The organism is Winogradskyella psychrotolerans RS-3 (genome assembly GCF_000427335.1).
Lineage (GTDB): Bacteria > Bacteroidota > Bacteroidia > Flavobacteriales > Flavobacteriaceae > Winogradskyella > Winogradskyella psychrotolerans.
In genome coordinates, this window is sequence record NZ_ATMR01000203.1 from 17,017 (window position 1) to 43,056 (window position 26,040).

The window sequence follows — 26,040 nt, forward strand, 5'->3', positions numbered from 1 at the left end:
TGTATCTTAGGTAAGGTTATAATGTTCATTAAATCTTACTGTTATGGAAAAATCTTACACTTTAAAGCGTTACCCGAGTACACTATTATTACTATTATTTGTACTCTTTTCTTTGAGTGCTCAAACAGATTTTAAGGAGTATCAAGGTAAGGTTGTGGATGGTAGAACTAATAAAACTATAGAAGCTGCAAGTCTTAGTATTAACAATACTAACATTAGTACTATTACAAATTCTGAAGGTCAATTCATCTTAAAAGTTCCAAATAATTATTTAGATTCAAAAGTTATCGTTTCTTTTTTAGGCTATACTACTTACGTTATGCCATTGTCCGAATTAACTAATCATAATTACACAATAGAATTATTTGAGGCAATTACGGAGTTATCTACTGTAAACATCGCGGTATATAAAGATGCAGTAAGTTTAGTAAGAAAAGTGTTTAGTGATAAGAATAAAAATGTAGGAGATGAGTCTGTTTTTATGACTGCTTTTTATAGAGAAACCATTAAACGTCGAAATAGAAATGTGTCTTTAACAGAAGCTGTTGTTCATATTTTAAAACAACCAAATTCGTCTAAACAACGGGATGCTATTCAACTTGGAAAAGCACGAAAAAGTACTGACTATACTCGCTTAGATACGGTTTCTGTAAAATTACAAGGTGGTCCGTTTTCTACGATGTATTTGGATATTATGAAATATCCTGAATATATTTTTACAGAGGAAAGTATTAATGGGTATAATTTTTCTTTTGATAAACCTTCAGCCATAAATAATAGAACTGTTTTTGTTGTTGATTTTAGTCCTAAGAATAATCATCTTACGGTAAACTATAGTGGAAAACTTTTTATTGATGTAGAATCGTTGGCATTAGTAAGTGCTAATTATTTTTTGGATTTGGGTAATATGGATAAGACTAAGAATCTTTTGGTTAAAAGAAAACCTAGTGATGTTGAGGTTTATCCCTTAGAAGCGGTTTACAAAGTGGATTATAAACAAAAAGATAATAAGTGGTATTACAGTTATTCTAATTTAAGTCTAACGTTTAAGGTAAATAAAAAACGTCAACTCTTCAATAAAGTATACACATTATCTAGTGAAATGGCAGTAACTGATTGGGAGGTAATAAGTACAGACAAAAAAATTAAAAACAAAGACAAACTAAGGCCATCTGTAATTATTACTGATGCTATTTCAGGATTTTCAGATCCGAATTTTTGGGGACAATATAATCTCATAGAACCAGACAAATCAATTGAAACAGCCATAGATAAAATTAGAAAGAGTATTGAAAAGGAAAAAGAGCGAGAAAGAAAAAAAATACTAAATGGCTAAGTCCAAGGATAACATAATTTTTAAATGACCCTGATTTTACTTCAGTGTTTTTTTTGTAATCACTAACAATTAAAAATTCACCCTAAAACTTAAGTTTGGAGTGAATGTTAACGACTTGTTGTTAATCTCTACTATAGCATCATCAGAATTAAATGTGTAAAAACGGTTAATTATGTTGGTTTGATTAAAGATATTCCAAATAGATGCTCCGACTTCTGCATTTACACCTTTTGATAGTTTCAATTTATATATAGCAGAAATGTCGGTTCTAAAGTAATCATCCAATCGAGAGCTGTTAGGTGTATTGTATTCTATAGCAGAATTACTGTCAATCTGAAGTTCTAAAGGTGCGGTAAAAGGTCTACCCGAATGCCAATTAAATCCAATGCCAATTTTAAGTTTTTCGCCGTTGTAAGTAAATGAAGAATTAACCACGTGTCTCAAATCAATAGTATTAGGAAATGATTCGCTGTTATTAATCTCGTTAAAATTGTAATCATTTTTACTGTATGTATAACTTAACCATGTGCTAAAATCACTAAAACGTTTGTTAATGAGGAAGTCTATACCTTTTACAATATAATAGCCAGTATCGTTTGTAAACTGAAATTGGTTTTGAAACCCTTGACTTCGAGCGGTAATGTTATTGACTCCTTTGTAATAGCCTTCTACCGAAACTAATAAATTGTTTTGGTTATAGCTTAGTCCAACCGAAGCTTGTTCACTTGTTATTAAAGGCACGTCATTACCGTTAGCTAATTGCCATCGTCGTTTTTCTATACCAAAAAAATCTTGTTGTAAATCAATTATCTGTGTAATGGATTGGCTTTTCAATTCTCCTAAGACTTCTAATCTAAAATAATCTAAAAATTTATAATTTATTGTAAATCTAGGTTCAATTAAAAATTCAGACAATTTCCCAAAATAACTGATTCTAGAGCCTAGTCTTATATAAGTCTCACGTGATGGAGAGTACCATTCTATTTCTCCAAACAAGGCATGAGTTCTTATAATTTCCTTTACTAAACTTGTGTAATTTGGATTAATTACATCTTCAAAATTAGTAACTCCAACGTCATTAAATTGATAACCACTATTAAAGTTAATGTCTTCACTAACTGTTTTTGAAAGGTCTAATCTAAAGCCGAAATCTTCAACTTTATTCTCTTGAATTAATAATTGACTATTGGTAATATTGTTATTTTTAGCATCTAAGTCATAGTTAGAATAATAAACCTGTGCCGACAAATTCATGTCATTATTTACTAATTTAGAATAGGTTGCACTTGCTCCATAGCTTGTCTGATTTAATTTACTTTTGTTTCCTGAAAATTATTATCTGTTGAGGTAAACACTTGGTTGTAATTCAGGTCATTAGACATACTCATTATGTTAACACGCAGCTTTGATGTATTATCAATATCATATAAAAATTTAGCATTGAAATCGTAGAATAAAAAGCGCTCATCTTGTGCTAAAAGCGTATTTATATTAGAGGACGTATTTAATTCTGAGTCTTTAAAAATACGATCAAAATAGGAGTCATAAGTTTTGGAAACTAAAAGATCCGTAAAAGAGCGTCTTGCAGAGAGTTGTAGTTCTGTTTTATTTGATAATGGTATTTTTGCATAGCCATCTACACTCAACATATTCCCTCCAATTCCTCCGCTAATTTTTTTATCTAAATTATCCGAGTTTCTTATAGCGATAGTACTCGATACTGCGTTACCAAATTTCGCACTAGTGCCATTTTTAGAAATAGTAATGTTCTCTGATAAATACGGATTGAAAGCAGATATTAAACCAAAAAAATGTCCGGATTGGTACATGCGTATGCCTTCGTATAAAATTAAATTTTGATCATTAGTGCCACCTCTAACATTGATGTTAGAAATGCGTTCATCTACACTCATAATGCCAGGTAAATTTTGTACTATTTGTAGGACATCTGGTTCAATCAATCCAGGTAGAATATCAAAGGCTTTTGTGTTCGCTTTTATACTTCCATCATTAGTTTTAGAAATTCCTTTGATAAGATAATTTGTGATTATAACTTCTTTTAGCCGTTGTATTTTGTTTTGGATATCTAGTGCTGTTTTTAGGGTAATGACAATAAATCGATCATTCAGCATTTCAAAATTAAGATTGGTAACACGGTTTAAGTGATCTAATATTTGTTCTATCGAAAGCTCATGAGATAATGGACTAATTAATATATGTTCAACCGTTTTGGTTTCAAAAGAAAATTTAACGTCGTGTTGTTTTTCTATGTCCAGAAGAATTTGGACAAGCGATTTCTCGGCCTGTTGTTCCTGACAGAAAGTGAGGTTACAAAAGGCAATCGATAAAAAGTAGAAAATTAAACAAAGTAATTTCTTATTCACGCTTTAGTAAAATAGATTCTCTAGATTGGCTGTAGCTTAAATTTAATGGTATTGTGACAGACTTCAATGCTAAATCTAAATTATTATGTGTAAAACTTCCTGTGAACAAACGAGAAAGGTCAATGTTCTCTGTAATTATGTTTTGTTTGTAGTGGTTTTCAAACTCTGCAATCACATATTTTAAAGGTACACTTTTAAAGCTACTTTCACCACGCAACCAATGTGGTTGCATAGCGTTTTCTTTTTCATTTGCAAGTAGTTTCCCATCAATGATTTTAAATGTATCTCCATGTTTTAATGTTGTGGTGTTGTGATTGTGAGTTACGGCAACCAAGCCTTCATAACAAGTAACTTCAAAATAAGCTTCACGTTGTTTTATATTAAATTGAGTACCTAAAACGCTAACAATTCCATCTGTAGTAATGACGTCAAATTTCTTTCCTTTTGCAACTTTAAAAAATGCTTCACCATGTAGTTTTAGTTCTCTACTGTCGTCCCAATTGTTTTTATTAAAAGTTAGTGTTGAGTTTGAATTCAAATCTACAGTAGAGTGATCTGGTAATTGAACAGTCGTTTGTTCTGCTATTAATGTATTAACTTGGGTATCTAAAGTAATGGTGTAATAATAAATACTGAATCCGATTGCTAAAACTGCAGCAATTTTAAGAAAAGGCTTTAGCCAATGGTTTAAATTCGTTTTCTTAACTTCAAGATTCGTTTTTAGGGTTTTGTAAGTTTGGTCAATAGAGAAATCAGGAGCTTTAAAGTGCTTTAAAGCCTTATTCATTTTAATAAGTTCGTTATAATCCTCTAACTGCTTAAAAGAATTTAGCTCTTCAGTATTAAGATTATTATCTAACCATTTTTTTATGAGTTCTTCTCTTTTCATAATGTAATTTCAAGTATATAACAGCTTAGTTTTAAAAATCCCTACTTCTTTTAAGTTTCAAAGTTTCAAAGTTTCAAAGTTTCAAAGTTTCAAAGTTTCAAAGTTCATCAATATCCTCTCGTAATTTCTTTAAAGCGCCATAGATACGTTTTTCTACACCTTTTACAGATATATCTAGTAACTCTGCGATTTCTTTAAATCGTTTGCCTTCAACTCTATTCATTAAGAAGGCAACACGTTGTGCTTCGGTTAATTTACCTAATGCTGTTTGTAGTTTTTGATGATATTCCTTTTCTTCTAGTACAAATTGTGGGGTTTCGTTAGTGGAATTTTTTTGAGGTTGCTGGCCATATTTTAGTACTACTTTTTGATGCGCATAGGCATTAAGCATTAAATTATTAGCCGTCGTAAACAAGTAACTTTTGGCTTTATTTGGTGCCACTTTACTGCAATTTTGCCATAGTTTTATAAAAGCTTCCTGAACTTTATCTTCCGGATTTAAATGATCTCCGAACTTATAGTACAAAAAATCATGCAAGTTTTTAGCGTGCTTTTTATATAAGCGCTCAAATAACTGCGATTCACAGATGTTATCTTGTAGGGATTTACTCATGGTTTTTATCAGACCACAAATTATAACTAATATTTTAAATAATAGTGGTAGGAAATATAGATGGCTAACTGTTTTATAATAAATAGTAAAGCATCAAATAATGAAAACCAAATCTAAACACCTATTTACGTATTTCCTTTTTGCCGTTTTTTGCTTTACATCTTGTCAGGATGAAATTACAGAAATGGACATCCCAAACGATCAAGAAGCCATTGTATCAAATTCTAACTTGGTAAACCTTATGAGCAGAACCACTGCAAATTTTGGTGCTGCAGATAATGTTTTAGATGGTGTAAGTTGCTTTTCTGTTGAGTTGCCAGTTACCATTGTAATTAGCGATGTAACACTAATTATTGAAACCTTATCTGATTTAGAACAACTCGAAAGTTTATTGAGCAATGCAACCAATGATACTGTTTTAGATTTTGTATTTCCAATTGCAATTATTTTTAATGATTACAGCCAAATGGAGATTCAAAATGAAGAAGAACTAGAAAGTTTTATAAACGAATGTGTTGGTAATGAAACTGATGTTATTAATTGTGTCGATTTTGTCTATCCTATAACTTTTTCCGTTTTAATTCAGCATTCAATCTTATTGATACTGTAATAATTGAAAACGATGAAACATTATATGATTTTCTAAATGGTTTAGAAGATGATGATAATGCCGTTATTGTTAGTTTAAATTTCCCGGTAACTTTAGAATATACTAATGGTGAAACGATTGATGTTAATACGAATCAAGAATTAGCAGAAGCAATTGAAACTGCTGGGAATGCGTGTGATGCTTCTAATTGTACAGAAGAATCTGTAAAGTCAAATTTAACAGATTGCCAATGGGAAATCACGACATATTCAAGTTTTCCTGAGTTTATTGGAATTGATTTAGTTTTTTATTCAAATAATACCTTCGCTATTTTTCAAGATGGTAGTACTTATAATGTTGTTAGTAATTGGTCTGTGATTTCAACGGAGGGTGAAACATATCTTTTCTTAGAAACAGATTTCGAAGATTTAGGTGGAGACTGGAAAATTATAGAATGCGATGATGATATCATACAGTTTACAAAAGGGGAGCAGACTATGGTTATTAATCAAGTCTGTGAAGATGATTTAAATTGTTCACTTACAGATATCAGTGCTATTTTACAAGAGTGTCCTTGGGATTTTAGTAATGGCACAGGTAATTTTGATAATGATAAAATGATTTTCGATTCTAATGGCGATTTGCAAATTTCGGAAGGCATGGCAGCTTCTGCAATTGGTGGCGGTTGGAATTTATCTATTGCAGACGAAGGAATCCTATTAACATTTTCAGATTTAACAGCTTTTGAAGAAAGTTTAGAAGGGGATTGGTTAATTGTAGAATGTGATACGGATAGAATTGTATTGCATAAAGAAAATGAGACTTTAGTTTTAGAACAAAACTGTAATGGTGATCTTTTTAGTTGTTTTGACGATTTCGAAATTGTAGAATGTACACAAACCAACAATATTCCTGTTTTTAATTTAAGCGCGAATACCATTGGACTTGTGTTTTGCACGGAATCTTTCGTTCCGTCGTTTCATGAAACCTTAAATGACGCAGAAAATAATACAAATTCAATTGAAAATACTGAAGCTTACGGCTCATTAGTTGCTCAGGTTTATTTGAGAATTGAAGCTAGTAATGGGAATTTTGAAGTCTTTAATGTATATCTCAATACAGAAAGTTGTACTAATTTTGATTGCTTTGTAAATACCCAAATTACGGCATGCGGTAATGATGGATTTGCCACATTTAATTTAACTGAAGCCAATCAAGAATGTGGACCTGATATTGCGATTTATGGAATTTATTATTACGAATCTGAAAGCGATTTACAAAACAATGTGAATCCTATTGGCACTCCGGAAAGTTATACTAATATGTATAACCCAACTGTAATATACGCTGCCGTACTAAATGTTTATAGCAATATTATAGAGCATATTTTTACGATTGATTTAATTGTGGAGGATTGTAATTATTTTGAATGCTTCGAAAGTTTTGATGCTATTTTAGAAGTTTGTGATGACGGTTCAGATGGTATATATGAATTTAACCTTTCAATAGCATTTGCAAATTGTACGCCAAGTGCAGATCTAGTCACTTATTATGAAACTTTAGCTGATGCGGATGCTAGTCAAAATCTAATTGTTAATCCATCAGCTTACAATACTTCTGATGTTTCCTCTATAATTTATATCAGAGTTGAAACTCAAAATCAGTTTGAGGTATTTCCAATTCAATTAAACGTTGTAACCTGTAATACTGGTAATTGTACAGAAGAAGATATTGACGGTATTTTAACTGAGTGTCTTTGGAACGTGGCCAGCTATAACGGAAGCGATAATTTGAGTAATTACAATTTTAATTTTGAACAAAACTCGGGTATCGTAGTGATATATACCGATACCATCATAATAGATGCGACTTGGTCAACATCACAAACAAGTGATGGTGTTGTGATAGATTTTTCAAATGTTGCAGGCCCAAATATCCAAGCTATAAATGGAAGCTGGTTGGTTGTAGAATGCACAGCAAGCCAATTAGTGCTGCATAATATTAATGATAGTGATAATGAAATTGTTTTAGTTAGAAGCTGTGAATAAAGAAACTATAAGTTGTTAATTTTAGTAAGTTAAGTTGATTGAAAAGGGTCATTCGCCATGAGTGGCTCTTTTTGTTATCGTTTAATTAGTAGTCATTAGTCTAGCTTATTTGTCTAAAAATCATTTTATCAATTCCCATTCATAATTCCCTCATAAATTCTTAAATTTGCATCTTATTAAATAATACAGACTGCTTACTTGCAGGCTGCAAACTGAAGACTAGAAACATGTTCAATAATTTAAGTGATAAGTTAGATAAAGCGTTACACGTATTAAAAGGTCATGGTAGCATTACAGAAGTAAATGTTGCTGAGACACTTAAAGAAGTAAGACGTGCGCTTTTAGATGCCGATGTTAACTTTAAAATTGCAAAGGAATTTACAGTTCGTGTAAAAGAAAAAGCACTTGGTCAAGATGTATTAACAACATTACAGCCGGGGCAGTTAATGGTTAAACTCGTTAAAGACGAATTAACTGAATTAATGGGCGGAGACGCAGAAGGTCTTAATCTTTCTGGTAATCCTAGTGTGATTTTAATGTCTGGTTTACAAGGGTCTGGTAAAACAACCTTTTCTGGTAAACTAGCTAATTATTTAAAAAACAAAAAACTAAGAAACCTTTATTAGTAGCTTGTGATGTTTATCGTCCTGCTGCAATAGATCAGTTACATGTTGTAGGAGATCAGATAGGTGTTGAGGTTTTTAGTGATAGAGGTAATACGGATCCTGTTGCGATCTCTAAAGCAGGTATTGCGCACGCCAAAGCAAATGGTCACAATGTGGTGATTATTGATACCGCTGGTCGTTTAGCTGTGGATAAAGCAATGATGGATGAAATATCGAACATTCATAAAGCAATTCAGCCACAAGAAACCTTGTTTGTTGTGGATTCTATGACAGGTCAAGATGCGGTGAATACAGCAAAAGCCTTTAACGATATTTTAAATTTTGACGGCGTTATCCTTACCAAATTAGATGGCGATACACGAGGTGGTGCAGCAATTTCTATTAAATCTGTAGTTAATAAACCAATTAAATTTATTGGTACAGGTGAGAAGATGGAAGCGATTGATGTCTTCTATCCATCACGTATGGCAGATCGTATTTTAGGAATGGGAGATGTGGTGTCTTTAGTAGAACGTGCTCAAGAGCAGTTTGATGAAGAAGAGGCTCGTAAACTTCAAAAGAAAATTGCTAAAAACCAGTTTGGGTTTGATGATTTCTTAAAACAGATTCAGCAAATTAAGAAAATGGGTAACATGAAGGATTTAGTAGGCATGATTCCTGGTGCAGGAAAAATGATGAAAGATATTGATATTGACGACGATGCTTTTAAAGGTATTGAAGCCATTATTCATTCTATGACGCCTGAAGAACGCTCTAATCCAGCAGTTATAAATGCAAGTCGTAAAAAACGAATTGGTAAAGGTTCTGGTACATCTGTGCAAGAAGTAAATCAACTCTTAAAGCAATTTACGCAAATGAGTAAAATGATGAAAATGATGCAAGGTGGAGGCGGAAAACGTATGATGCAGATGATGCAGAATATGCCTAAATAAAGTTTACAGTATTTAGTCTTCAGTAGGCAGTTTTAGTCCGCAGTCTTCTGCTGGCTTTTAAAATAATATATTAATCAATTATAGCTTTGCGCCATAGCGTCTTTGCGAGAAAACAATAACCAAAAGCATGACAATTTTAGACGGAAAAAAAGTAAGTAACGATATTAAAAATGAAATCAAAGCCGAAGTCGATAAGATGAAAGCTAATGATGAAAAAGTTCCGCATTTGGCAGCTGTAATTGTTGGTAACGATGGAGCTAGTTTAACGTATGTTGGTAGTAAAGTTAGAGCATGTGAACGTGTTGGATTTGAATCTACAATGGTACGTATGTCTAATACAACTAGCGAAGTTGAGTTGCTAGATAAAATAGAAGAGCTTAATAATAACGATGATATTGATGGCTTTATAATTCAATTACCATTACCTCCACAGATTAATACTCAGAAAGTATTGATGGCAGTAAATCCTGATAAGGATGTTGATGGTTTTCATCCGATGAACTTTGGGAAAATGGCATTAGATATGTCTACATTTATTCCGGCAACACCTTTTGGAATTTTAGAATTACTAGAACGTTACGAAGTTGAAACTAAAGGAAAACATACCGTTGTAATTGGTAGATCTCATATTGTTGGTCGTCCGATGAGTATTTTAATGGGACGAAAAGGTTTTCCAGGAAACTCAACAGTGACCTTAACGCATAGTCATACTAAAAATATTACACAGATAACATCGCAAGCAGATGTTATTATTTCAGCATTAGGAGTGCCTAAATTTTTAAAAGCTGAAATGGTAAAAGACGATGTGGTAATTATTGATGTAGGAATCACAAGAGTACCTGACGATTCTGAAAAAGGCTACTATATTACTGGTGATGTAGATTTTGAAAATGTGAGTAAAAAAGCGAGTTTTATAACTCCAGTTCCTGGTGGAGTAGGACCAATGACTATTGCAATGTTATTGAAGAATACATTACTGGCAAGAGAGCAGCACAGAAAAAATCATAGATAATTTATTCTATGAGTGTAGTGATACTATGTATTGTACTATCAAAAGTTACAATAGGTAGTTTCCAGCATCTATTTCCAATTCTATGTGGAGTTATTGGGGCTGTTTTTGTAATTAGATATGTTAATAAGTCGTTCTGCTTAAGACAAAAACAAAAAACGATTCATTATTTGGGATGGTTTGTGTCTCTAACACTTATAGGGTTTCATGTATATCGAATACTTTTCGATAATTATAATTTTAAAACCGATTTACCGCTTTATCTCTGTAGTCTAATGGCTTTACTGATTCCGGTTTTTACGTATTATCGTAAATATTGGATGTTTGAAGTTTTAGTATTTTTGATAATTGGCGGTACATTACAAGGTGTTATTACGCCTGATATAGCAAACGGATTCCCTAGTTTTGATTATTTTAGATATTGGACTGTACATTTAGGCTTACTATCTATAATATTCTATTTCATTTTTGTCTTTAAGATGAAACCAACCTTAAGAAGTGTTTTTAAATCTTTCTTAGCACTTCAGGTTTATGTGGTTCTTATGGTAGGAGTAAACTACGTATTAGATGCTAATTATTTCTACTTAAATGAAAAGCCTAAATCAGCTTCATTATTAGATTATTTTGGAGAATGGCCTTATTATATTATGGTAGGGCAGTTGATAATTATGCCTTTATTTTTGATGATTTACTTGCCGTTCCTTCTTTTAAATAAAAGAATGAAATCACTTAGCAAATAACTGATTTATATCTTTAAACGCTTTAAATTCTAAAGCATTTCCCGATGGGTCTTTAAAAAACATTGTCACTTGTTCTCCTACTAATCCTTCAAATCTTATATAAGGTTCAATGATAAACGTTATGTCTTTCGACTTTAATAATTCGGCAAATTCTTGAAATGCTTCCCATTCTAAAACCACACCAAAATGTGGCACAGGTACGGCTTTGCCATCTACTGAATTTGTAATAGTTTCGTTAACTTCATTCTCCTTGTAGTGAATAACCAATTGGTGTCCAAAAAAGTTGTAATCGACCCAATGGTCACTACTTCTTCCTTCTTCAAGGTTTAATGTATTGGTGTAGAAATCTCTAGATATTTTTAAATTATGAACAGGAATAGCCAAATGAAAAGGTGTTAATGCCATAATTAACGTCTGTTATGTCTTGCTGTGTTCCCTTTATTTGCTTCGTAGATTTTAGTAGAATCAGCTATTAGTTCATTCAAGCTTTGGAATTCTTCTTTTGTTAATTCTCTATATTGACCAGAAGACACATCAAGTTTTACATTCATTATCCGAATTCGTTTTAATGCTTGTACTTCATAATTACAATACTCACACATGCGTCGGATTTGCCTATTTAAACCTTGAGTTAATATGATACTGAATGTAAATTTATCAATCTTTTTAACCTCACACTTATTGGTGTGCTTGTCTAAATCCTCTAAATAAATGCCGCCAGCCATACGCTCAATAAAAGTTTGAGAAATCGGTTGGTCTACGGTGACGATGTATTCTTTTTCGTGATTATTACTCGCTCTTAAAATCTTGTTTACAATATCTCCATCGTCAGTGAGTAGAATTAAACCTTCACTTGGTTTGTCTAATCTTCCAACAGGAAAAATACGTTTAGGGTAATTAATGTAATCAATAATATTATCCTTTTCAACACGTGTGTCTGTAGTGCAAACAATACCTACTGGTTTGTTAAAAGCTAAATACACAAAGTCTTGTTTGCGTTGGCCAATAATTTCTCCATCGACTTTTACCACATCTTCAGGTGCAACTTTTGTCCCCATTTCTGGTACGACATCGTTAATGGTTACTCTTCCTGCTTCAATTAATCGGTCTGCTGCTCTACGTGAGCAATAACCAGCTTCGCTAAGGTATTTGTTTAAACGTTTTAAATCTTCTGACATGGTGCAAAAGTACAATAAAGATTAATCATTAATGAATTCAATAATCTGAGGTGTTAAAGAAATATCCTTTAATCCGTGTCCAAAACCAGTAGTCGAAATTAATTCAGCATTTTTATAACGATTTGCAATTAATTGTGCGTCCTCATAAGGAATAATACGGTCTTTTTTATCATGAATAATTAACCCTTTCACTTTAATGGATTCTGTAAAGTTGGCAGCAGAAAAGTAAGCGACTGGTTGCCCAAAGCGTTCGATAATAATATTGTCTAATCCATTTGAAACTTTGTTGTTAAAGCCCATCATGGATTTGTATCTGTCAAAAACACCTGTGAAATGTGCAGGAGCTCCTAATAGAATCATTTTTTTTATAGATGGTAATTGGTATTTATGCATATAAAAAACACAAGACATGCCGCCAACGGAGTGACCAATTAAAACATCTGGTTGAAATTTGTTAGCGACTACATTTATAAATTCAGAATATAAAATAGCATTAAACTGTTTGCTGTCAGATCTTCCATGTGCCGGAGCATCTAAGGCAATAATGTTATAATCTTGAGATCTTAAGTCTTTTAGTATATACTCCCAGCGTGACGCATTACTTTCCCAACCATGAGCGAGTAAAACGGTTTTGCCTTTTCCTACCCAACGATAGGTTGCGATATCTAGATTATTATAATTTATTTCTTCATAAAATGCCGAATCAATTATGCGTTTTTGCTCGTCGTTGTAACGCCCCTTTCTGGGAGAAGCAAAAAGGCTTATAGCTTTTTTTGCGGCATATTTAGAGGAAATTAAACTGGTCGCGTTTAGTGCGCTACCAATGGATCTAATAACAAAACTACTCATATTTATAGGTCTTCTCTATTTACGGATTCAATTGAAAATGCAGGTAAGCAAACAGCTAAATATTCACAAGGTTCAGTGAATGGATTAGAATATTGTAAACGTGTGTTTTTATCTACTTTAATAGATTGTCCTGCTTCCAGAACGATAATTTCACCGTCTATAATAAATTGTTTCTTTCCTTTAATGATAAAAGTATATTCGTCAAATTCTGGAGTCTGAAAAGGCTCCGACCAACCAGCCGGAGCAACCATATGGGCAATGCTTATTTCTGAGTTGCCGTCTGTAGCTTTTCCAAAATGTTCTTTTATAATTTTACCATCGTCAGTAGGAACGATAAATGGGGAGTTTTGAATTTTATATTTTTGTTTTTTCTGCATATTTATCAACTATCAACTATCAACTATCAACTATTTACCAATGTACCATAAAATATTTAATCTTCGCTTTTCCAGGAATTTGAATCGGGTCAATATTCATACCCATGTCAAAACGCATACTTGCAGGTAATTCTTTTTTATCAATAGTAAAAGAGGCATTAATTTCATTTACAGAAACCACAATAACATTAATAAGGTTATCAACTTTTGAAACTTTATAAGCCTCACTTATATCTTTATAAGTACTTAAATTAGATATGTTTTTGTCAGTGTTGTAACGTGAATCAATTATGTTAATACTAGAGATTACCGAAGTAGAATCTAAAGCTTCTCTAGGAGATAAATCTAAGAGTTTTTTACCGCCTTTTTCGAATATTTCAATGGTGTTAACAGAGCCTATGAATTCATCTCCAGCAATGTACCTAACAACAGAATCATTAACGAAAATGGCATCTAATTCTTTTACTTGTGTAGAGTCGGTTAATAAACCGATATGATTTTTAGTGATTTTAAAAGGATTTGGTGCTTTTTCGTTAGCACAACTAGATAATAAAATAGCACAAGTTAGTGCGGTAAACAGGATGTTTCTCATTTTAGATTTAAGCATTACTTATTTAATCATTTTACTTAATATTCCTAAGACTCCTCTTATGACTGTTGCACTTGTTAAAACCTTAATAATAGGATTCATTCGTGTGCTTTGTCTTCTCGTTGAGCTTCTTTTTATTTTACTTTCAGCGCGTTTTAAGGCTTCTTTTTCTTCTTTAGCTTTTTGTATTGCTTCTTCTGCTTCGGCTTGCTCAATTTTTTTATTCAGCATTTCGTAAGCACTTTCTCTGTCAATTTCTTGATTGTACTTTTTAGCTAATTTTGATTCTGCTAATAAACCTGCTAATTCAGATTCTGTTAAAATATCCATTCTACTCATCGGTGCACGCAACATGGTAGCAGCTAATGGTGTTGGTTTTCCTTTTTCATCTAATGCAGAAACTAAAGCTTCTCCAATTCCTAAGGACGTTAAAACTTCGGCTGTGTCGTAATAATCTGTATCAGGATAATTTTGAGCTGTTAATTTTATGGCTTTTCTGTCTTTTGCAGTAAAGGCTCTTAAAGCATGTTGTACTTTTAAACCTAACTGTCCTAAAACTGCTTCTGGTACATCTGTTGGATTCTGAGTTACAAAATATAATCCAACTCCTTTACTACGAATCAATTTTACAATACTTTCAATTTGATTTAATAATGCACTAGAGGCTTCATTAAAAATTAAATGTGCTTCATCAATAAACATAATAAGTTCTGGTCGGCCACTATCTCCTTGTTCAGGAAATGTGGAGTAGATCTCTGCCAATAAACTCAACATAAATGTTGAAAATAATTTAGGCTTATCTTGAATATCTGTCAGTCTAATAATATTAATATAACCACGACCATTTTCATCAATACGTAATAGATCTTGTGTGTCAAAAGAGGTTTCACCAAAGAAAACATCCCCACCTTGTTGTTCAATTTCTACAAGTTTTCTTAGAATGGCTCCTGTTGAAGCAGTTGAAATACGACCATAGGCGTCTTCAAATTCTTTCTTACCTTCATTAGTGGCATATTGTAGAATTTTCTTGAAGTCTTTAAGATCTAATAATGGTAAATGGTTATCATCGCAATATTTAAAAATCACAGAAATTATTCCAGCTTGGGTTTCCGTAACATCTAATATTCTCGAAATTAAAACAGGACCAAATTCACTTATTGTTGCTCTTAAACGCACTCCATCTTGTTCAGATAAAGTCATTACTTCCACAGGAAATGCTTTAGGTTCAAACGGTATCCCAATTTGCGCATGGCGTTCATCAATTTTCGCATGGCCAGGACTTGGTTTTGCTAATCCACTTAAATCTCCTTTAATGTCCATCAATAAAACAGGAACACCTTTTTCTGATAAATTTTCAGCTAAAACCTGAAGCGTTTTTGTCTTTCCAGTACCTGTTGCTCCAGCAATAAGGCCATGTCTATTCATGGTTTTTAATGGAACATTTACAAACGTATTTGTAATTGTTTTGCCGTCTAACATAGCAGAACCCAAAGTAATAAAGTCGCCTTTACAAGTGTTTCCTTCGTTAATCTCTTTTACGAAAGCTTCAGTCTTATTCATTGATTAGAAAATTTCTATAAAAATACTGTAATTTTAATCAAGTATGAAATAGATTTCAATTTCATAATTCAGTATTCATATATACAATTCTTTATTTTGAAATATAGAAATGTTGAGTTTTTAGTCATAGTTTACTGTAAAGTGAGACTGAGACTGAAAACTAAATAACTATCTTTGCAAACTATGACAAGAAGAGAACGACAAGAGTTAATAGATAAAGGGTTATTGTTACCTTTAATGGAAGAGTTTTATACCATTCAAGGAGAAGGTTTCCACAAAGGAACTGCTGCCTATTTTATAAGAATTGGTGGTTGTGATGTGGGGTGCCATTGGTGCGACGTTAAAGAAAGTTGGTTGGCAGAATTGCATCCTCCTACTGAGATTACAAAGATTGTTGAAAATGCTGAAAAGTATAGTAAGACTATTGTTGTTACAGGAGGTGAGCCTTTAATGTGGGATATGGACCCATTGACCAAACAATTAAAAGAAAGAGGCTTACAAACCCATATTGAAACGTCTGGAGCTTATAAGTTGACTGGTGATTGGGATTGGATTTGTCTCTCCCCAAAAAAGTTGAAATTACCAACAGAAGAAGTCTTGGAAAAAGCACATGAACTAAAGTGCATTATTTTCAATAAAGATGATTTTAAATTCGCGGAAGAACAAGCTGCTAAGGTTAATAAAGATTGTATTTTATATCTGCAACCTGAGTGGAGCAAAAGCGATAAAATGGTACCGCAAATTGTAGATTATGTAATGGCTAACCCTAAATGGAAAGTATCTTTACAAACACATAAGTATTTGAATATTCCTTAGTCAAGCCTTTAGTTTTTGGGTTTGCTGCTTTTTAAAATTGAGAAAACATATAAAATAAAAAGTTCCGAGAAGTATAAATCTTCTCGGAACTTTTTTATTTCAGCTAACAGCTAACAGCTATTTCGTAAAAGGCACAGCAACTCTAGTTGTTCCCCAACCGATGAACATGTGTACACCGTCATCAGATTTATCAAAAGCAATAGAAAAAGCTTCTAAAGATTCTTTACCTTCTGTTACAGGAACAGTAATACTTGCTACCGTATTATCTTCTTTGTATCCAGAAGCTCCCCAATTATTTACATCAGAACTTACAATAACGGTCCATTCTTTATCTCCAGGAACTGTAAATAATGAATATGTACCAGCTTTAACAGTTTTCCCTCCAAGTTTCATATCCTTAAAAAGAATAAGTTCAGTTGCTTCGTTAGCACCTGTTCTCCATACTTTATCTTTTTGAGTTAATTCTTTTACGGTTCTACCTTTTAGTTGTGGTCTACCATAATATACTTTTATCAATTGATCATTACCTCTTCCAAATGAAGCTGCGTCTAATGGGCTTTTGTCTAAGCTAGAAAATTTTTGTGCTTCGGCATTAAAAGAAATAAGCATCATAAATGCAAAAGAAATGGTTGTTAATAGTCTTGATGTTTTCATAATTTATTTTTTATTTTTAATTTTTTGTGAATGTGAATTCGATAAAGATAAAACCCATTGGTCTTAATATTATATTAAATATCTAAAATGGATGTTAAAATTTATATCTTATTTTACGGTAATTGGAAATTCAGCAATTGTAGTATCCCATCCTATTTTTAAGTTCACAGTATTTTCAGAAGCTTTGTAAAGTGCGATAGATAAGTTTTCAATTTCTTTATCACTTTTTGTTACTGGCACTGATACGCTTGCAATATCTTTAGTTTCATCATAGCCGTAATTTCCCCAACCGTCAAGCTCTGTGTTTAATTTTAGAGTCCATTCGTTTTCAGTAGGAATAATAATAACACTATAACGTCCTGCTTTAATGTCTTTACCTCCAAAAGTAACATCATTTACAAATAATATTTCTGTTGACTCATTAGCGCCAACTCTCCATGCTTTTCCAAATTTTAAAAGCTTACCAAAAACTTCTCTTCCTTTTTTAGCTGGTCTAGAGTAAGTAACTCTAATTTTTGGTTCTGCTAGCTTCTTAGCTTCGTCAGTTTTCTCAAATGTTCTTTTTGGTGCGTTTGAAGGATAGTAAGCTCGATCCATTGTGCTGTTGTCCATTTTGTCAAATTCTTGAGCATTAACATTTAATGATATAAGCATTACAAATGATAAGCTAATAGTAGTAAGTAATTTTTGTGTTTTCATGAATAGAATTAATTTTTGGTTTGGTTAAAAATAAAGTTTATTATATGCACTCTGTCGTAAGGAAATACTAAAATTTACAAATTAGTAGGTAATCTGTTTATTTAATGTTGTGTTAGTTTATTATTAGTGTGTATTTATTGCTTTATGTTTCAAATTGAAATCATTATTGTCCTTTATGTTTTTAATATGAAAGTTTAAGTTCATATTTGTCCTATAATTAATAATATATGGCTGACAATAGTTTAAGCCTAATTCAAAAAAAGATAAAAGTTATGTGCGGAATAGTATGTGCGTTCGATATAAAACAAAAAGTTGAAGACTTAAGACCTCAGGTTTTAGAGATGGCAAAAACAATTCGTCATCGTGGACCAGATTGGAGCGGAATTTATAGTGATGACAAGGTAATTATGGCACATGAGCGTTTAGCGATTGTTGATCCAGCTTCAGGAAAACAACCCTTATTAAGTCCAGATAAAAAACTAATTCTAGCAGCTAACGGAGAAATCTATAACCATAGAGCATTAAGAAAACAATTTGAAGGTAAATACGATTTTCAAACGCAAAGTGATTGTGAAGTAATCTTAGCGTTATATCAAGAAAAAGGTGTGGACTTTGTAGATGACATGAATGGTATTTTCGGATTCGCTATTTACGATGTTGAAAAAGATGAATATTTCATTGCTAGAGATCACATGGGAATTATTCCTTTATATATAGGATGGGATAAAAACGGAACTTTTTATGTCGCATCAGAATTAAAAGCATTAGAAGGTATTTGTACTAAAATTGAATTATTTCCTCCAGGACACTATATGTCTAGCAAAGATGGCGAATTTGTAAAATGGTACAAACGCGATTGGACAGAGTATGATGCAGTAAAAGATAATGAAACAAGTATAGAAGAAGTAAAACAAGCCTTAGAAGATGCTGTACATAGACAGCTAATGAGTGATGTGCCTTACGGTGTATTATTATCTGGTGGTTTAGATTCTTCAGTGACGTCTGCCATTGCTAAAAAATACTCTGAAAGACGTATCGAAGCGGATGATAAAGAAAAAGCGTGGTACCCTCAATTGCACTCGTTTTCGGTTGGATTAGATGGTTCTCCAGATTTGGCTGCGGCAAAAGTAGTTGCAGACCATATTGGGACAGTACATCACGAAATTAAATTTACAATCCAAGAAGGTTTAGATGCTATTAAAGATGTTATTTATAATATTGAAACTTACGATATTACTACGATTCGTTCATCGACTCCAATGTATTTAATGGCAAGAGTTATTAAATCAATGGGAATTAAAATGGTATTATCTGGTGAAGGTGCCGATGAGTTATTTGGTGGGTATTTATACTTTCATAAAGCACCAAGTGCACAAGAGTTTCATGAAGAAACGGTTCGTAAATTAGATAAGTTACATATGTACGATTGCTTAAGAGCAAACAAAAGTTTAGCAGCTTGGGGAATTGAAGGTCGTGTGCCATTCTTAGATAAAGAATTTATGGATGTTGCCATGCGCATCAACCCAAAAGATAAAATGATTAACGGAGAACGCATGGAAAAATGGGTGGTTCGTAAAGCATTTGAAGACATGATTCCAGAAAGCGTAGCATGGAGACAAAAAGAACAATTTTCTGATGGAGTAGGTTATAGTTGGATTGATACCTTAAAAGAACTTGTAGCAAGTGAAGTTACAGATGAGCAAATACAAAATGCGTCATTCCGTTTTCCAATTAACACACCTTTAAACAAAGAAGAGTATTATTACAGAAGTATTTTTGAAGGTCATTTTCCAAGTGATGCAGCAGCATTAAGTGTGCCTCAAGAAGCAAGTGTAGCTTGTAGTACTGCAACGGCTTTAGAGTGGGACGAAGCCTTTAAAAACATGAACGATCCTTCTGGTAGAGCAATTGCTAATGTGCATGATAAAGCGTATTAATAGGAGATAATAAAGGTCGGTTTTTACAAAAGCCGACCTTTTAATGACATAATAACATTGGGTAATCTCAATTTCATAACAGCTCTTTTAATAACTTAAAGAGCTGTTTTTTTGTTAACGAAGTTTATTTTATAATAACCTTTTGGCTGAATGTTCCATTTGTAGTTTTTACTTTAACGATATATACGCCTAATGAAACATTCTTTACAGGAATTGTAATTTCGGTTTCATTGTTATTTATGTCCCAAATATATATAGCTTGTCCCAAAATATTGAATAATGAAACAGACGTAATTGTAGTCTCAGGCTTAATATTTGTTAGAGTTATATTATCATTACCATTGTTAAAGAAAATAGTTAATGCGTCATTTATCTCAGCTTCATCAATACTTAGAGATTGAGCACTAAATCTTAATGAGAAACGGTTTTCAACTGTTCCTGCAGGAAGCATGATTTCTAACGGTGTTTCCTTTATATCGTGATATATTCCTGTTAAATCATCATAAATATAAATAGGTTGATTTTCATCAAAATATTCAGTATCATCTAATGTGAATTTTGCGATGCCTTCTTCTTCCGAAATCACTCCAATGGGATAAATGTTGTTTGTGTTGAAATAGCTATCTCCTTGAATTACAAGTTTAGAATCATCAATTGTAAAATACATATCGTTAGTGAAATCATCAAAAAGCAAAGCGTCATATCCAACATCGATTCCATTTGTGGCATGCTCGTTCATAAACCCTAACAATAGTTGTCTGTGAAAATTGTTGGAGGTGTTAAAACCTAATCTGATTTTAGCATAATTATCATCGGTGAATTCATCTTCTTGATTATTAACGATATCATTTTGTCTGAAAAGTGGACCAGATTGCGAATGATCTTCTTTAATAAAAGCTCTCTGGTTATTGTTGAAATTTATAGTGCCACCAGTTGTACTTCCGTTAATAAAAAATCCTTGACCAACAGGGATAAAGCGATTAGGGATTCTAGAACTTGTCCCTAAACCTCCAATGTCATTAGGTACAACAGGGCCTATACCTCCAATTAAATTTCGAGTTGAATATCCACCTTCATAATCTGATATATTATGGGATGAATTTGTTGGTGAATGTTCCCAGAAATAAAGTGTGCCATCTGTAGAGCTTAAATTGTCTGAAATAAAAGTGTTTGCATCTAATGCAGAAGCATAAGGGTTACCAGATAAGTTGAGATAGTTGGCCGCAATTGGGATATCAATAGAGCCGTTAAATGGTTTTCCAATAAACGTATAGTTTTGATCAGTACTAATAGTTCCGCTGCCTTTTAGTGTAAATCCATTGGCTGGCTTTAAATCTCCTGTTTCATAAATGCGTTCCCAATTAGCATAGTTATCGTTTAAGTTTTGGAATTTATAAATCCAACCACGTGCCAAACTGATTGGTGTGCCTGAAGCGCCATCGTAACCTCCTGTCCAATTAATAGCTTTTGGGTCAGTAGGATCTGTACCATCTCTTAAAACAGTTTCAACTGTGTAAGTGTTGTTGTTTGTAGTTGCATTTGAGGTTCCAACTGGTGAGGACCAATAATTATAGTTGTATAAATTTTTCGTTCCTTGTTGATCTCTTTCTAGTGATCCGCTACTTGTAGCATCAATATCACTTCCTAAAGTTTGTACAAGTTGTGATTTTCCAACCAAATCTATTTTTCCATTTAATTTTAAATAATGAGAAACTTCTATTTTAGAATCCATAGTAGCATCGAGTTGTCCGCTGTTAACAACTAAGCCTAATACCGTTTTATTTCCTCCAGTATCAATGTTATGGTTGGTTTCAACAATATTCCAATCTATAGGTGTATTATCTACTATTGATAAGCTATTAGGAAGCGTTTGCAGCATACCATTTGACCAGGTCGAATTATTTGACCAACTGTCATTTGAAGCGCTTTGGTATGGTAAAGGTGCTGTTTGAATCGCTAAAGTAGTTTTATTAGCATTTTTATAATTAATTCTCAAGTAGTTTTTATTGTCTGATTTCCCAATAAAAGAACCTCCTACAATAGAATTTAAATCGAAATAAGCATTCAGTTCGCTCCATGGAATATCTTGAACTTCATTTTTAGAAATTGATTGCGGTACTATTTTTCCGTTTGCCATATTGTCTGAAAATTTTTCAATTTCCTGATTCATAATATAACGTATTTGGCTTACCGTTAATGCACGGTTCCAAACAAGGACTTCATCTATGTCTCCAACAAAATAATCTGAAATAGAATTCTTATTATAATAAACTGCTCCTACAGAAAATTTATGGTTTGTTGCCACTGGGATTGGTAAAGAACTCACTGTTCTTTCAATTACCCCATCGATCAATAAAGTAGCAGTTCCTTCATTAAACGTCACAGTAATATGATGCCAATTACCATCATTTACAAGAGTACTAGAGGTCATTCTAATCACATTGTTCCAAGACACTTGTATTCTATTTGAAGAATTTAATTTTAAGTCATATGCTGTTCCTTTAGCGACAAAACTTCGATTACCAGATGTATTTCCATTACGAATCCATGAAGAAATAGTAAAAGAAGAATTTAAGTTAATTTTAGTATTACTTACTGAATAATCTCCACTAGCATTTTGGATTTGAAGCGAGTTTTCTATTAAACTGCTTTTAGCAAAGGTGAAATAATTTGTGTCATCGAAATCATACCAAGTTTGAAGATTTTGACCTGATACTTTTAAGGGAACTACATCTATGATATCTGTATTTGCAAAAGTATCAGTTGTAGAAACCACTAACATATATTCTTCGTCAGGGTTTAATGAAAAGCTACTAAATGCAGCAGAAGGGATAGATAAAAGTACATCACTAACATCTCCTCCTGTTTCTACTATTTTCCACTTTTTACTTGTGAGGCGTAAGTTGGTTTGGATTCCAGATCCGAGATCAATAACGCGATCCGCAGATGCTCCAGGATCATTTAAAACACCGTTGTTATTTCCCCAAATTAAAAAACTTTTATCGACTGAGAATACAGATGAATTTGCAGAATTAGTAGTTTCAATAGTTCCTAATCCAATGGTAACATCTGTGTTGTTATTAACACTCTTAGATTGTTTTTGATTTAGTAGAGAACTCGCAAGTGCATCATCTTTACCAATACCTGCGATATCAAAGTTATAATTTAAATTAGCAGCAGTATCCCAAATAATATGACTATTAGAATCTACATAGTTTTGACTAGTACCATTGACACCTAAAGTGATCCCATATTTTAAGGCTAAATAAGATTCTATTTTGGCGCGCTCTGAGTCACTTTGAAGTGATGAGTAGGTGATAATTTCAGCAATTCTTCCGTTAAAATTACCTGAGGTGTCAGATTTGTTTTTCCCTAACCAATATTGTCCACCAATAATGTTATTAAAACCAGTTCCTGTTGAAGAATTGTCTATTTGAAGCGCATTATAAAAAAGCTCCATGCCATTACCAAAACTATTGTTTCTAGCATTGATAATTCCAATATTAGAATATGTTTTAGAAGTGTTCACTTCAGAAACACTATAAGAACTGTCGTCACCTTGAGCGTAGGTTAAAATCTCGTTTGAAATTGCTCCAGTATAATCTCCAAATCCAATACCAGATATGTCATTAATACTTTCGGATGAAGTTTCTCCAGATAAAACAGTCATTCTAGGAGTGGTATTACTAGCAGAAGCATTTGGAATTACGACTACAAAAATATCTTGACTAAAAAATCCAGTTGAATATTTACCAAGCATTGATTTGTTTCCAGAAAAATCTAAAACAGGGTTGTAGTTGAGGTTGTCATTACTATTGTTTTTATAAATAGGGTTTTGTCCAATAGTGCTTGATGCATCTGATGCTTTACCTTGGTCTATCCATGAATTAATGGCAACTCCGTCAGTATTTGTTTGTGTGCCTGTGTCTGCACGTAACCATAACCTTAAATCTTGTCTTACTCCTCCAGGACCATAGTTAGAAAGCCCATAAATATCTTCTAAGCATAAAGTAAATGTTCCACTAAGGTAAGTGGCAGCTGTGTCAACAGATATGTAATAAGTAGCTCCAGGGATTAGGTTTAGAGCTCCAATTGTAACATCATCGTAATAACTAGCATAACTTTCACTTTGTACTTCTGTTACTCCATTTGCTTGCCAGAGTGCTAATTGTGTAGCGCGTTGTGTTCCTTTAGAGTTTTCTGTATCAACAGTGATATTGATTTCGCCAGTTGCAGGTGCGATAAATTTGAACCAACGATTGTTATAAGGACTGTTATTGCTCCAGCTGTCACCTTTGTTTCTGTCTGGTGTAGCATTTGTAGTTGTATAAATTGCATCAGGAGAACAACTGTTAATCATGTTTGTAACATCGATAGCACCTTCATAAAAGTCATAACCCACAGTATTTTCTATGCATAAAGTAAATGTACCTTGCTGATAGTTGAGTACATCAACAGAAATGTAATAAGTAGTCCCAGGTGTTAGGTTTACGGCTTCAACGGTAAGATGATCAGCAGCAGCAGTATAACGTTTGCTTTGTACTTCTGTCTCCCCACCTGATTGCCAGAGCGCTAATTGTGTGTATCGTTGTGTTCCTTTAGAGTCTCCTATATCAACAGTGATACTGATGTTACCTATTGCTGGTGCGGTAAATTTGAACCACCGGTTAGCTATAGGTCCGTTATTGCTCCAGTTGCTACCTTTAAATCTGTCTGGTGTAGCTCCTACAGTTGTATAGATAGCATCAGCTGAACAGCTGTTTATAATGTTGGTAACATCGATAGCTCCTTCGTAAAAGTCATAATCTACAGTATCTTCTAGACATAAAGTAAATGTCCCTATAAAGCTTGAAGCGTGAGTATCTACAGATATGTAATAAGTGTTCCCAGGTGTTAGGCCTACGGCTCCAATGGTTACGTCTTCGTCACCGAACGCATATCTTTCACTTTGTACTTCTATAAAACCACCTTCTTCCCAAATCGCTATTTGCGTTAGTTGCTGGGTTCCTTTAGAGTCACCTCTGTCAACGGTGATATTTATTTCGCTAGTTGCAGGTGCGGTAAATTTGAACCAACGGTTATATTTAGGTCCGTTATTGCTCCAGTTGTCACCTTTGTTTCTGTCAGGTGTAGCCCCTACAGTTGTATAGATGGCATCAGCAGAACAGCCGTTTATAATGTTAGTAACATCGATAGCTCCTTCGTAAAAGTCATAGTCCACAGCATCTTCTAGACATAATGTAAATGTACCTCTGTAGTATGAGGCGTGAGTATCTACAGATATGTAATAAGTGTCTCCAGGTATTAGGTTTACGCCGCCAATGGTAACGTCTTCGTCACCGAAAGCATATCTTTCACTTTGTACTTCTGTAAAGCCATCTGCTTGCCAGAGTGCTAATTGTGTGTATTGTTGTGTTCCTTTAGAGTCTCCTCTGTCAACAGTGATATTGATTTCACCAGTTGCAGGTGCGGTAAATTTGAACCAACGGTTATATTTAGGTCCGTTATTGCTCCAATTACTACCTTCATACTTGTCTGGTGTAGCTCCTACAGTTGTATAGATTGCATCAGCCGAACAGCCATTTATAATGTTGGTAACATCGATAGCTCCTTCGTAAAAGTCATAGTCCACAGTATCTTCAATGCATAAAGTAAATGTGCCTCTGTAGTTTGAGTTGTAAGTATCTACAGATATGTAATAAGTGTTCCCCGGTGTTAGGTTTGGGGCACCTAAGATTACGTCATCGTCATTGAATACATAGCTTTCACTGTGCACTTCTGTAGTGCCATTTGCTTCCCAAAGGGCTAACTGTGTATATAGTTGTGTTCCTTTAGAGTTGCCTCTATCAACAGTGATATTGATTTCACCAGTTGCAGGTGCGGTAAATTTGAACCAACGGTTATATTTAGGTCCGTTATTGTTCCAATTACTACCTTCGTGCTTGTCTGGTGTAGCTCCTATAGTTGTATAGATTGCGTCAGCGGAGCAACTGTTAATGATGCTAGTAACATCGATAGCTCCTTCATAAAAATCATAGTCTACGGTATCCTGTAGGCATAAAGTAAATGTGCCATTGTAGGCTGAGCTGTAACTATCCACAGATATGTAATAAGTGGTTCCAGGTGTTAGGTTTACGCCTCCAATGGTTACGTCTTCATCATTAAATACATATCTTTCACTTTGTATTTCTGTAATGCCATCTGCTTGCCAGAGG

The 26,040-nt window shown here is 33.3% G+C and carries 19 protein-coding genes and 2 pseudogenes; 8 read left to right on the forward strand and 13 right to left on the reverse strand.

The features are described from left to right. The first annotated feature begins 43 nt into the window (after positions 1–43). Positions 44–1,336 carry a carboxypeptidase-like regulatory domain-containing protein gene (locus ADIWIN_RS18030; RefSeq protein WP_020896630.1) on the forward strand — a complete coding sequence of 431 codons (1,293 nt, stop codon included), beginning with the start codon at positions 44–46 and terminating at the stop codon, positions 1,334–1,336. 69 nt (positions 1,337–1,405) lie between these two features. On the opposite strand, the pseudogene ADIWIN_RS19775 reads toward ADIWIN_RS18030, so the two are convergent. The 4 genes and pseudogenes from ADIWIN_RS19775 to ADIWIN_RS18045 all read right to left on the reverse strand — a co-directional run. Next, a pseudogene (locus ADIWIN_RS19775) lies at positions 1,406–2,599 on the reverse strand (TonB-dependent receptor domain-containing protein); the annotation flags it as partial. Positions 2,600–2,643: 44 nt separating this feature from the next. Next, positions 2,644–3,720 (reverse strand): TonB-dependent receptor plug domain-containing protein, encoded by a 1,077-nt coding sequence (locus ADIWIN_RS19780; RefSeq protein ID WP_051155497.1) that lies wholly within the window; start codon positions 3,718–3,720, stop codon positions 2,644–2,646. Further along, positions 3,713–4,609 (reverse strand): FecR family protein, encoded by an 897-nt coding sequence (locus tag ADIWIN_RS18040; protein ID WP_020896633.1) that lies wholly within the window; start codon positions 4,607–4,609, stop codon positions 3,713–3,715. Before ADIWIN_RS18040 ends, ADIWIN_RS19780 begins: the two co-directional genes overlap by 8 nt. A 97-nt stretch (positions 4,610–4,706) precedes the next feature. Then, entirely contained in the window at positions 4,707–5,222 is a 516-nt protein-coding gene (locus ADIWIN_RS18045; protein WP_020896634.1) for an RNA polymerase sigma factor, read from the reverse strand. A gap of 100 nt (positions 5,223–5,322) precedes the next feature. Between ADIWIN_RS18045 and ADIWIN_RS18050 the strand changes: the two genes are divergently transcribed. The 5 genes and pseudogenes from ADIWIN_RS18050 to ADIWIN_RS18070 all read left to right on the forward strand — a co-directional run bounded on the left by ADIWIN_RS18050 (position 5,323) and on the right by ADIWIN_RS18070 (position 11,166). Further along, entirely contained in the window at positions 5,323–5,832 is a 510-nt protein-coding gene (locus ADIWIN_RS18050; RefSeq protein WP_040757709.1) for a hypothetical protein, read from the forward strand. Next, positions 5,763–7,859 carry an FIDD domain-containing protein gene (locus tag ADIWIN_RS18055; RefSeq protein WP_040757710.1) on the forward strand — a complete coding sequence of 699 codons (2,097 nt, stop codon included), beginning with the start codon at positions 5,763–5,765 and terminating at the stop codon, positions 7,857–7,859. The genes ADIWIN_RS18050 and ADIWIN_RS18055 overlap by 70 nt, the downstream gene beginning before the upstream one ends. Positions 7,860–8,086: 227 nt before the next feature. Further along, positions 8,087–9,417, forward strand: a pseudogene (ffh, locus tag ADIWIN_RS18060) (signal recognition particle protein). Between the two features lie 127 nt (positions 9,418–9,544). Then, positions 9,545–10,429, forward strand: a complete 885-nt coding sequence (locus ADIWIN_RS18065) for a bifunctional 5,10-methylenetetrahydrofolate dehydrogenase/5,10-methenyltetrahydrofolate cyclohydrolase (protein WP_020896639.1) — start codon at positions 9,545–9,547, stop codon at positions 10,427–10,429. Positions 10,430–10,437: 8 nt separating this feature from the next. Beyond that, the gene (locus tag ADIWIN_RS18070; RefSeq protein ID WP_020896640.1) at positions 10,438–11,166 is read left to right on the forward strand and encodes a YwaF family protein; all 729 of its coding nucleotides are present in this window, start codon (positions 10,438–10,440) and stop codon (positions 11,164–11,166) included. Here ADIWIN_RS18070 and ADIWIN_RS18075 read toward each other — a convergent pair. From ADIWIN_RS18075 to ADIWIN_RS18100, 6 genes are read right to left on the reverse strand one after another with little or no spacing between them, the layout of a single operon-like run. Next, positions 11,152–11,571: a VOC family protein gene (locus tag ADIWIN_RS18075; RefSeq protein WP_020896641.1), complete on the reverse strand. Its 420-nt coding sequence runs from the start codon at positions 11,569–11,571 to the stop codon at positions 11,152–11,154. The two genes, ADIWIN_RS18070 and ADIWIN_RS18075, sit on opposite strands and share 15 nt — an antisense overlap. A 2-nt stretch (positions 11,572–11,573) precedes the next feature. Further along, positions 11,574–12,344: a pseudouridine synthase gene (locus ADIWIN_RS18080; protein ID WP_020896642.1), complete on the reverse strand. Its 771-nt coding sequence runs from the start codon at positions 12,342–12,344 to the stop codon at positions 11,574–11,576. 21 nt (positions 12,345–12,365) lie between these two features. Continuing rightward, positions 12,366–13,193, reverse strand: coding sequence for an alpha/beta fold hydrolase (locus ADIWIN_RS18085; RefSeq protein WP_020896643.1), 828 nt, complete (start codon positions 13,191–13,193; stop codon positions 12,366–12,368). Positions 13,194–13,195: 2 nt separating this feature from the next. Further along, a complete protein-coding gene (locus ADIWIN_RS18090; RefSeq protein ID WP_020896644.1) occupies positions 13,196–13,570 on the reverse strand; it encodes a cupin domain-containing protein in 375 nt (124 codons plus the stop codon). Positions 13,571–13,604: 34 nt separating this feature from the next. After that, positions 13,605–14,177, reverse strand: coding sequence for a hypothetical protein (locus ADIWIN_RS18095; protein WP_020896645.1), 573 nt, complete (start codon positions 14,175–14,177; stop codon positions 13,605–13,607). Between the two features lie 3 nt (positions 14,178–14,180). Next, positions 14,181–15,719: a helicase HerA-like domain-containing protein gene (locus ADIWIN_RS18100; RefSeq protein WP_020896646.1), complete on the reverse strand. Its 1,539-nt coding sequence runs from the start codon at positions 15,717–15,719 to the stop codon at positions 14,181–14,183. A gap of 183 nt (positions 15,720–15,902) precedes the next feature. On the opposite strand from ADIWIN_RS18100, the gene ADIWIN_RS18105 reads away from it, so the two are divergent. After that, the gene (locus tag ADIWIN_RS18105) at positions 15,903–16,535 is read left to right on the forward strand and encodes a 7-carboxy-7-deazaguanine synthase QueE (protein ID WP_020896647.1); all 633 of its coding nucleotides are present in this window, start codon (positions 15,903–15,905) and stop codon (positions 16,533–16,535) included. A gap of 117 nt (positions 16,536–16,652) precedes the next feature. On the opposite strand, the gene ADIWIN_RS18110 is transcribed toward ADIWIN_RS18105, so the two are convergent. Together ADIWIN_RS18110 and ADIWIN_RS18115 are read right to left on the reverse strand one after the other, a co-directional pair. Next, positions 16,653–17,189 (reverse strand): DUF2911 domain-containing protein, encoded by a 537-nt coding sequence (locus ADIWIN_RS18110; protein ID WP_020896648.1) that lies wholly within the window; start codon positions 17,187–17,189, stop codon positions 16,653–16,655. 108 nt (positions 17,190–17,297) lie between these two features. After that, positions 17,298–17,888: a DUF2911 domain-containing protein gene (locus ADIWIN_RS18115; protein WP_040757711.1), complete on the reverse strand. Its 591-nt coding sequence runs from the start codon at positions 17,886–17,888 to the stop codon at positions 17,298–17,300. A 272-nt stretch (positions 17,889–18,160) separates the two neighbouring features. Here ADIWIN_RS18115 and asnB point away from each other — a divergent pair, with 272 nt between their 5' ends. After that, a complete protein-coding gene (gene asnB / locus ADIWIN_RS18120) occupies positions 18,161–19,825 on the forward strand; it encodes an asparagine synthase B (RefSeq protein ID WP_020896650.1) in 1,665 nt (554 codons plus the stop codon). Between the two features lie 124 nt (positions 19,826–19,949). Here the strand turns inward: asnB and ADIWIN_RS19785 are convergent. Then, positions 19,950–26,040: DUF8693 domain-containing protein (locus tag ADIWIN_RS19785; protein ID WP_051155498.1), on the reverse strand; the 6,091-nt coding region annotated here is incomplete at its 5' end.

Coding starts and splice junctions, on each gene's coding strand:
- ADIWIN_RS18030 (WP_020896630.1), top strand. CDS start 44: ATGGAAAAATCTTACACTTTAAAGCGTTACCCGAGTACACTATTATTA.
- ADIWIN_RS18040 (WP_020896633.1), bottom strand. CDS start 4,609: ATGAAAAGAGAAGAACTCATAAAAAAATGGTTAGATAATAATCTTAAT.
- ADIWIN_RS18045 (WP_020896634.1), bottom strand. CDS start 5,222: ATGAGTAAATCCCTACAAGATAACATCTGTGAATCGCAGTTATTTGAG.
- ADIWIN_RS18050 (WP_040757709.1), top strand. CDS start 5,323: ATGAAAACCAAATCTAAACACCTATTTACGTATTTCCTTTTTGCCGTT.
- ADIWIN_RS18065 (WP_020896639.1), top strand. CDS start 9,545: ATGACAATTTTAGACGGAAAAAAAGTAAGTAACGATATTAAAAATGAA.
- ADIWIN_RS18070 (WP_020896640.1), top strand. CDS start 10,438: ATGAGTGTAGTGATACTATGTATTGTACTATCAAAAGTTACAATAGGT.
- ADIWIN_RS18075 (WP_020896641.1), bottom strand. CDS start 11,571: ATGGCATTAACACCTTTTCATTTGGCTATTCCTGTTCATAATTTAAAA.
- ADIWIN_RS18080 (WP_020896642.1), bottom strand. CDS start 12,344: ATGTCAGAAGATTTAAAACGTTTAAACAAATACCTTAGCGAAGCTGGT.
- ADIWIN_RS18085 (WP_020896643.1), bottom strand. CDS start 13,193: ATGAGTAGTTTTGTTATTAGATCCATTGGTAGCGCACTAAACGCGACC.
- ADIWIN_RS18090 (WP_020896644.1), bottom strand. CDS start 13,570: ATGCAGAAAAAACAAAAATATAAAATTCAAAACTCCCCATTTATCGTT.
- ADIWIN_RS18095 (WP_020896645.1), bottom strand. CDS start 14,177: ATGCTTAAATCTAAAATGAGAAACATCCTGTTTACCGCACTAACTTGT.
- ADIWIN_RS18100 (WP_020896646.1), bottom strand. CDS start 15,719: ATGAATAAGACTGAAGCTTTCGTAAAAGAGATTAACGAAGGAAACACT.
- ADIWIN_RS18105 (WP_020896647.1), top strand. CDS start 15,903: ATGACAAGAAGAGAACGACAAGAGTTAATAGATAAAGGGTTATTGTTA.
- ADIWIN_RS18110 (WP_020896648.1), bottom strand. CDS start 17,189: ATGAAAACATCAAGACTATTAACAACCATTTCTTTTGCATTTATGATG.
- ADIWIN_RS18115 (WP_040757711.1), bottom strand. CDS start 17,888: ATGAAAACACAAAAATTACTTACTACTATTAGCTTATCATTTGTAATG.
- asnB (WP_020896650.1), top strand. CDS start 18,161: ATGTGCGGAATAGTATGTGCGTTCGATATAAAACAAAAAGTTGAAGAC.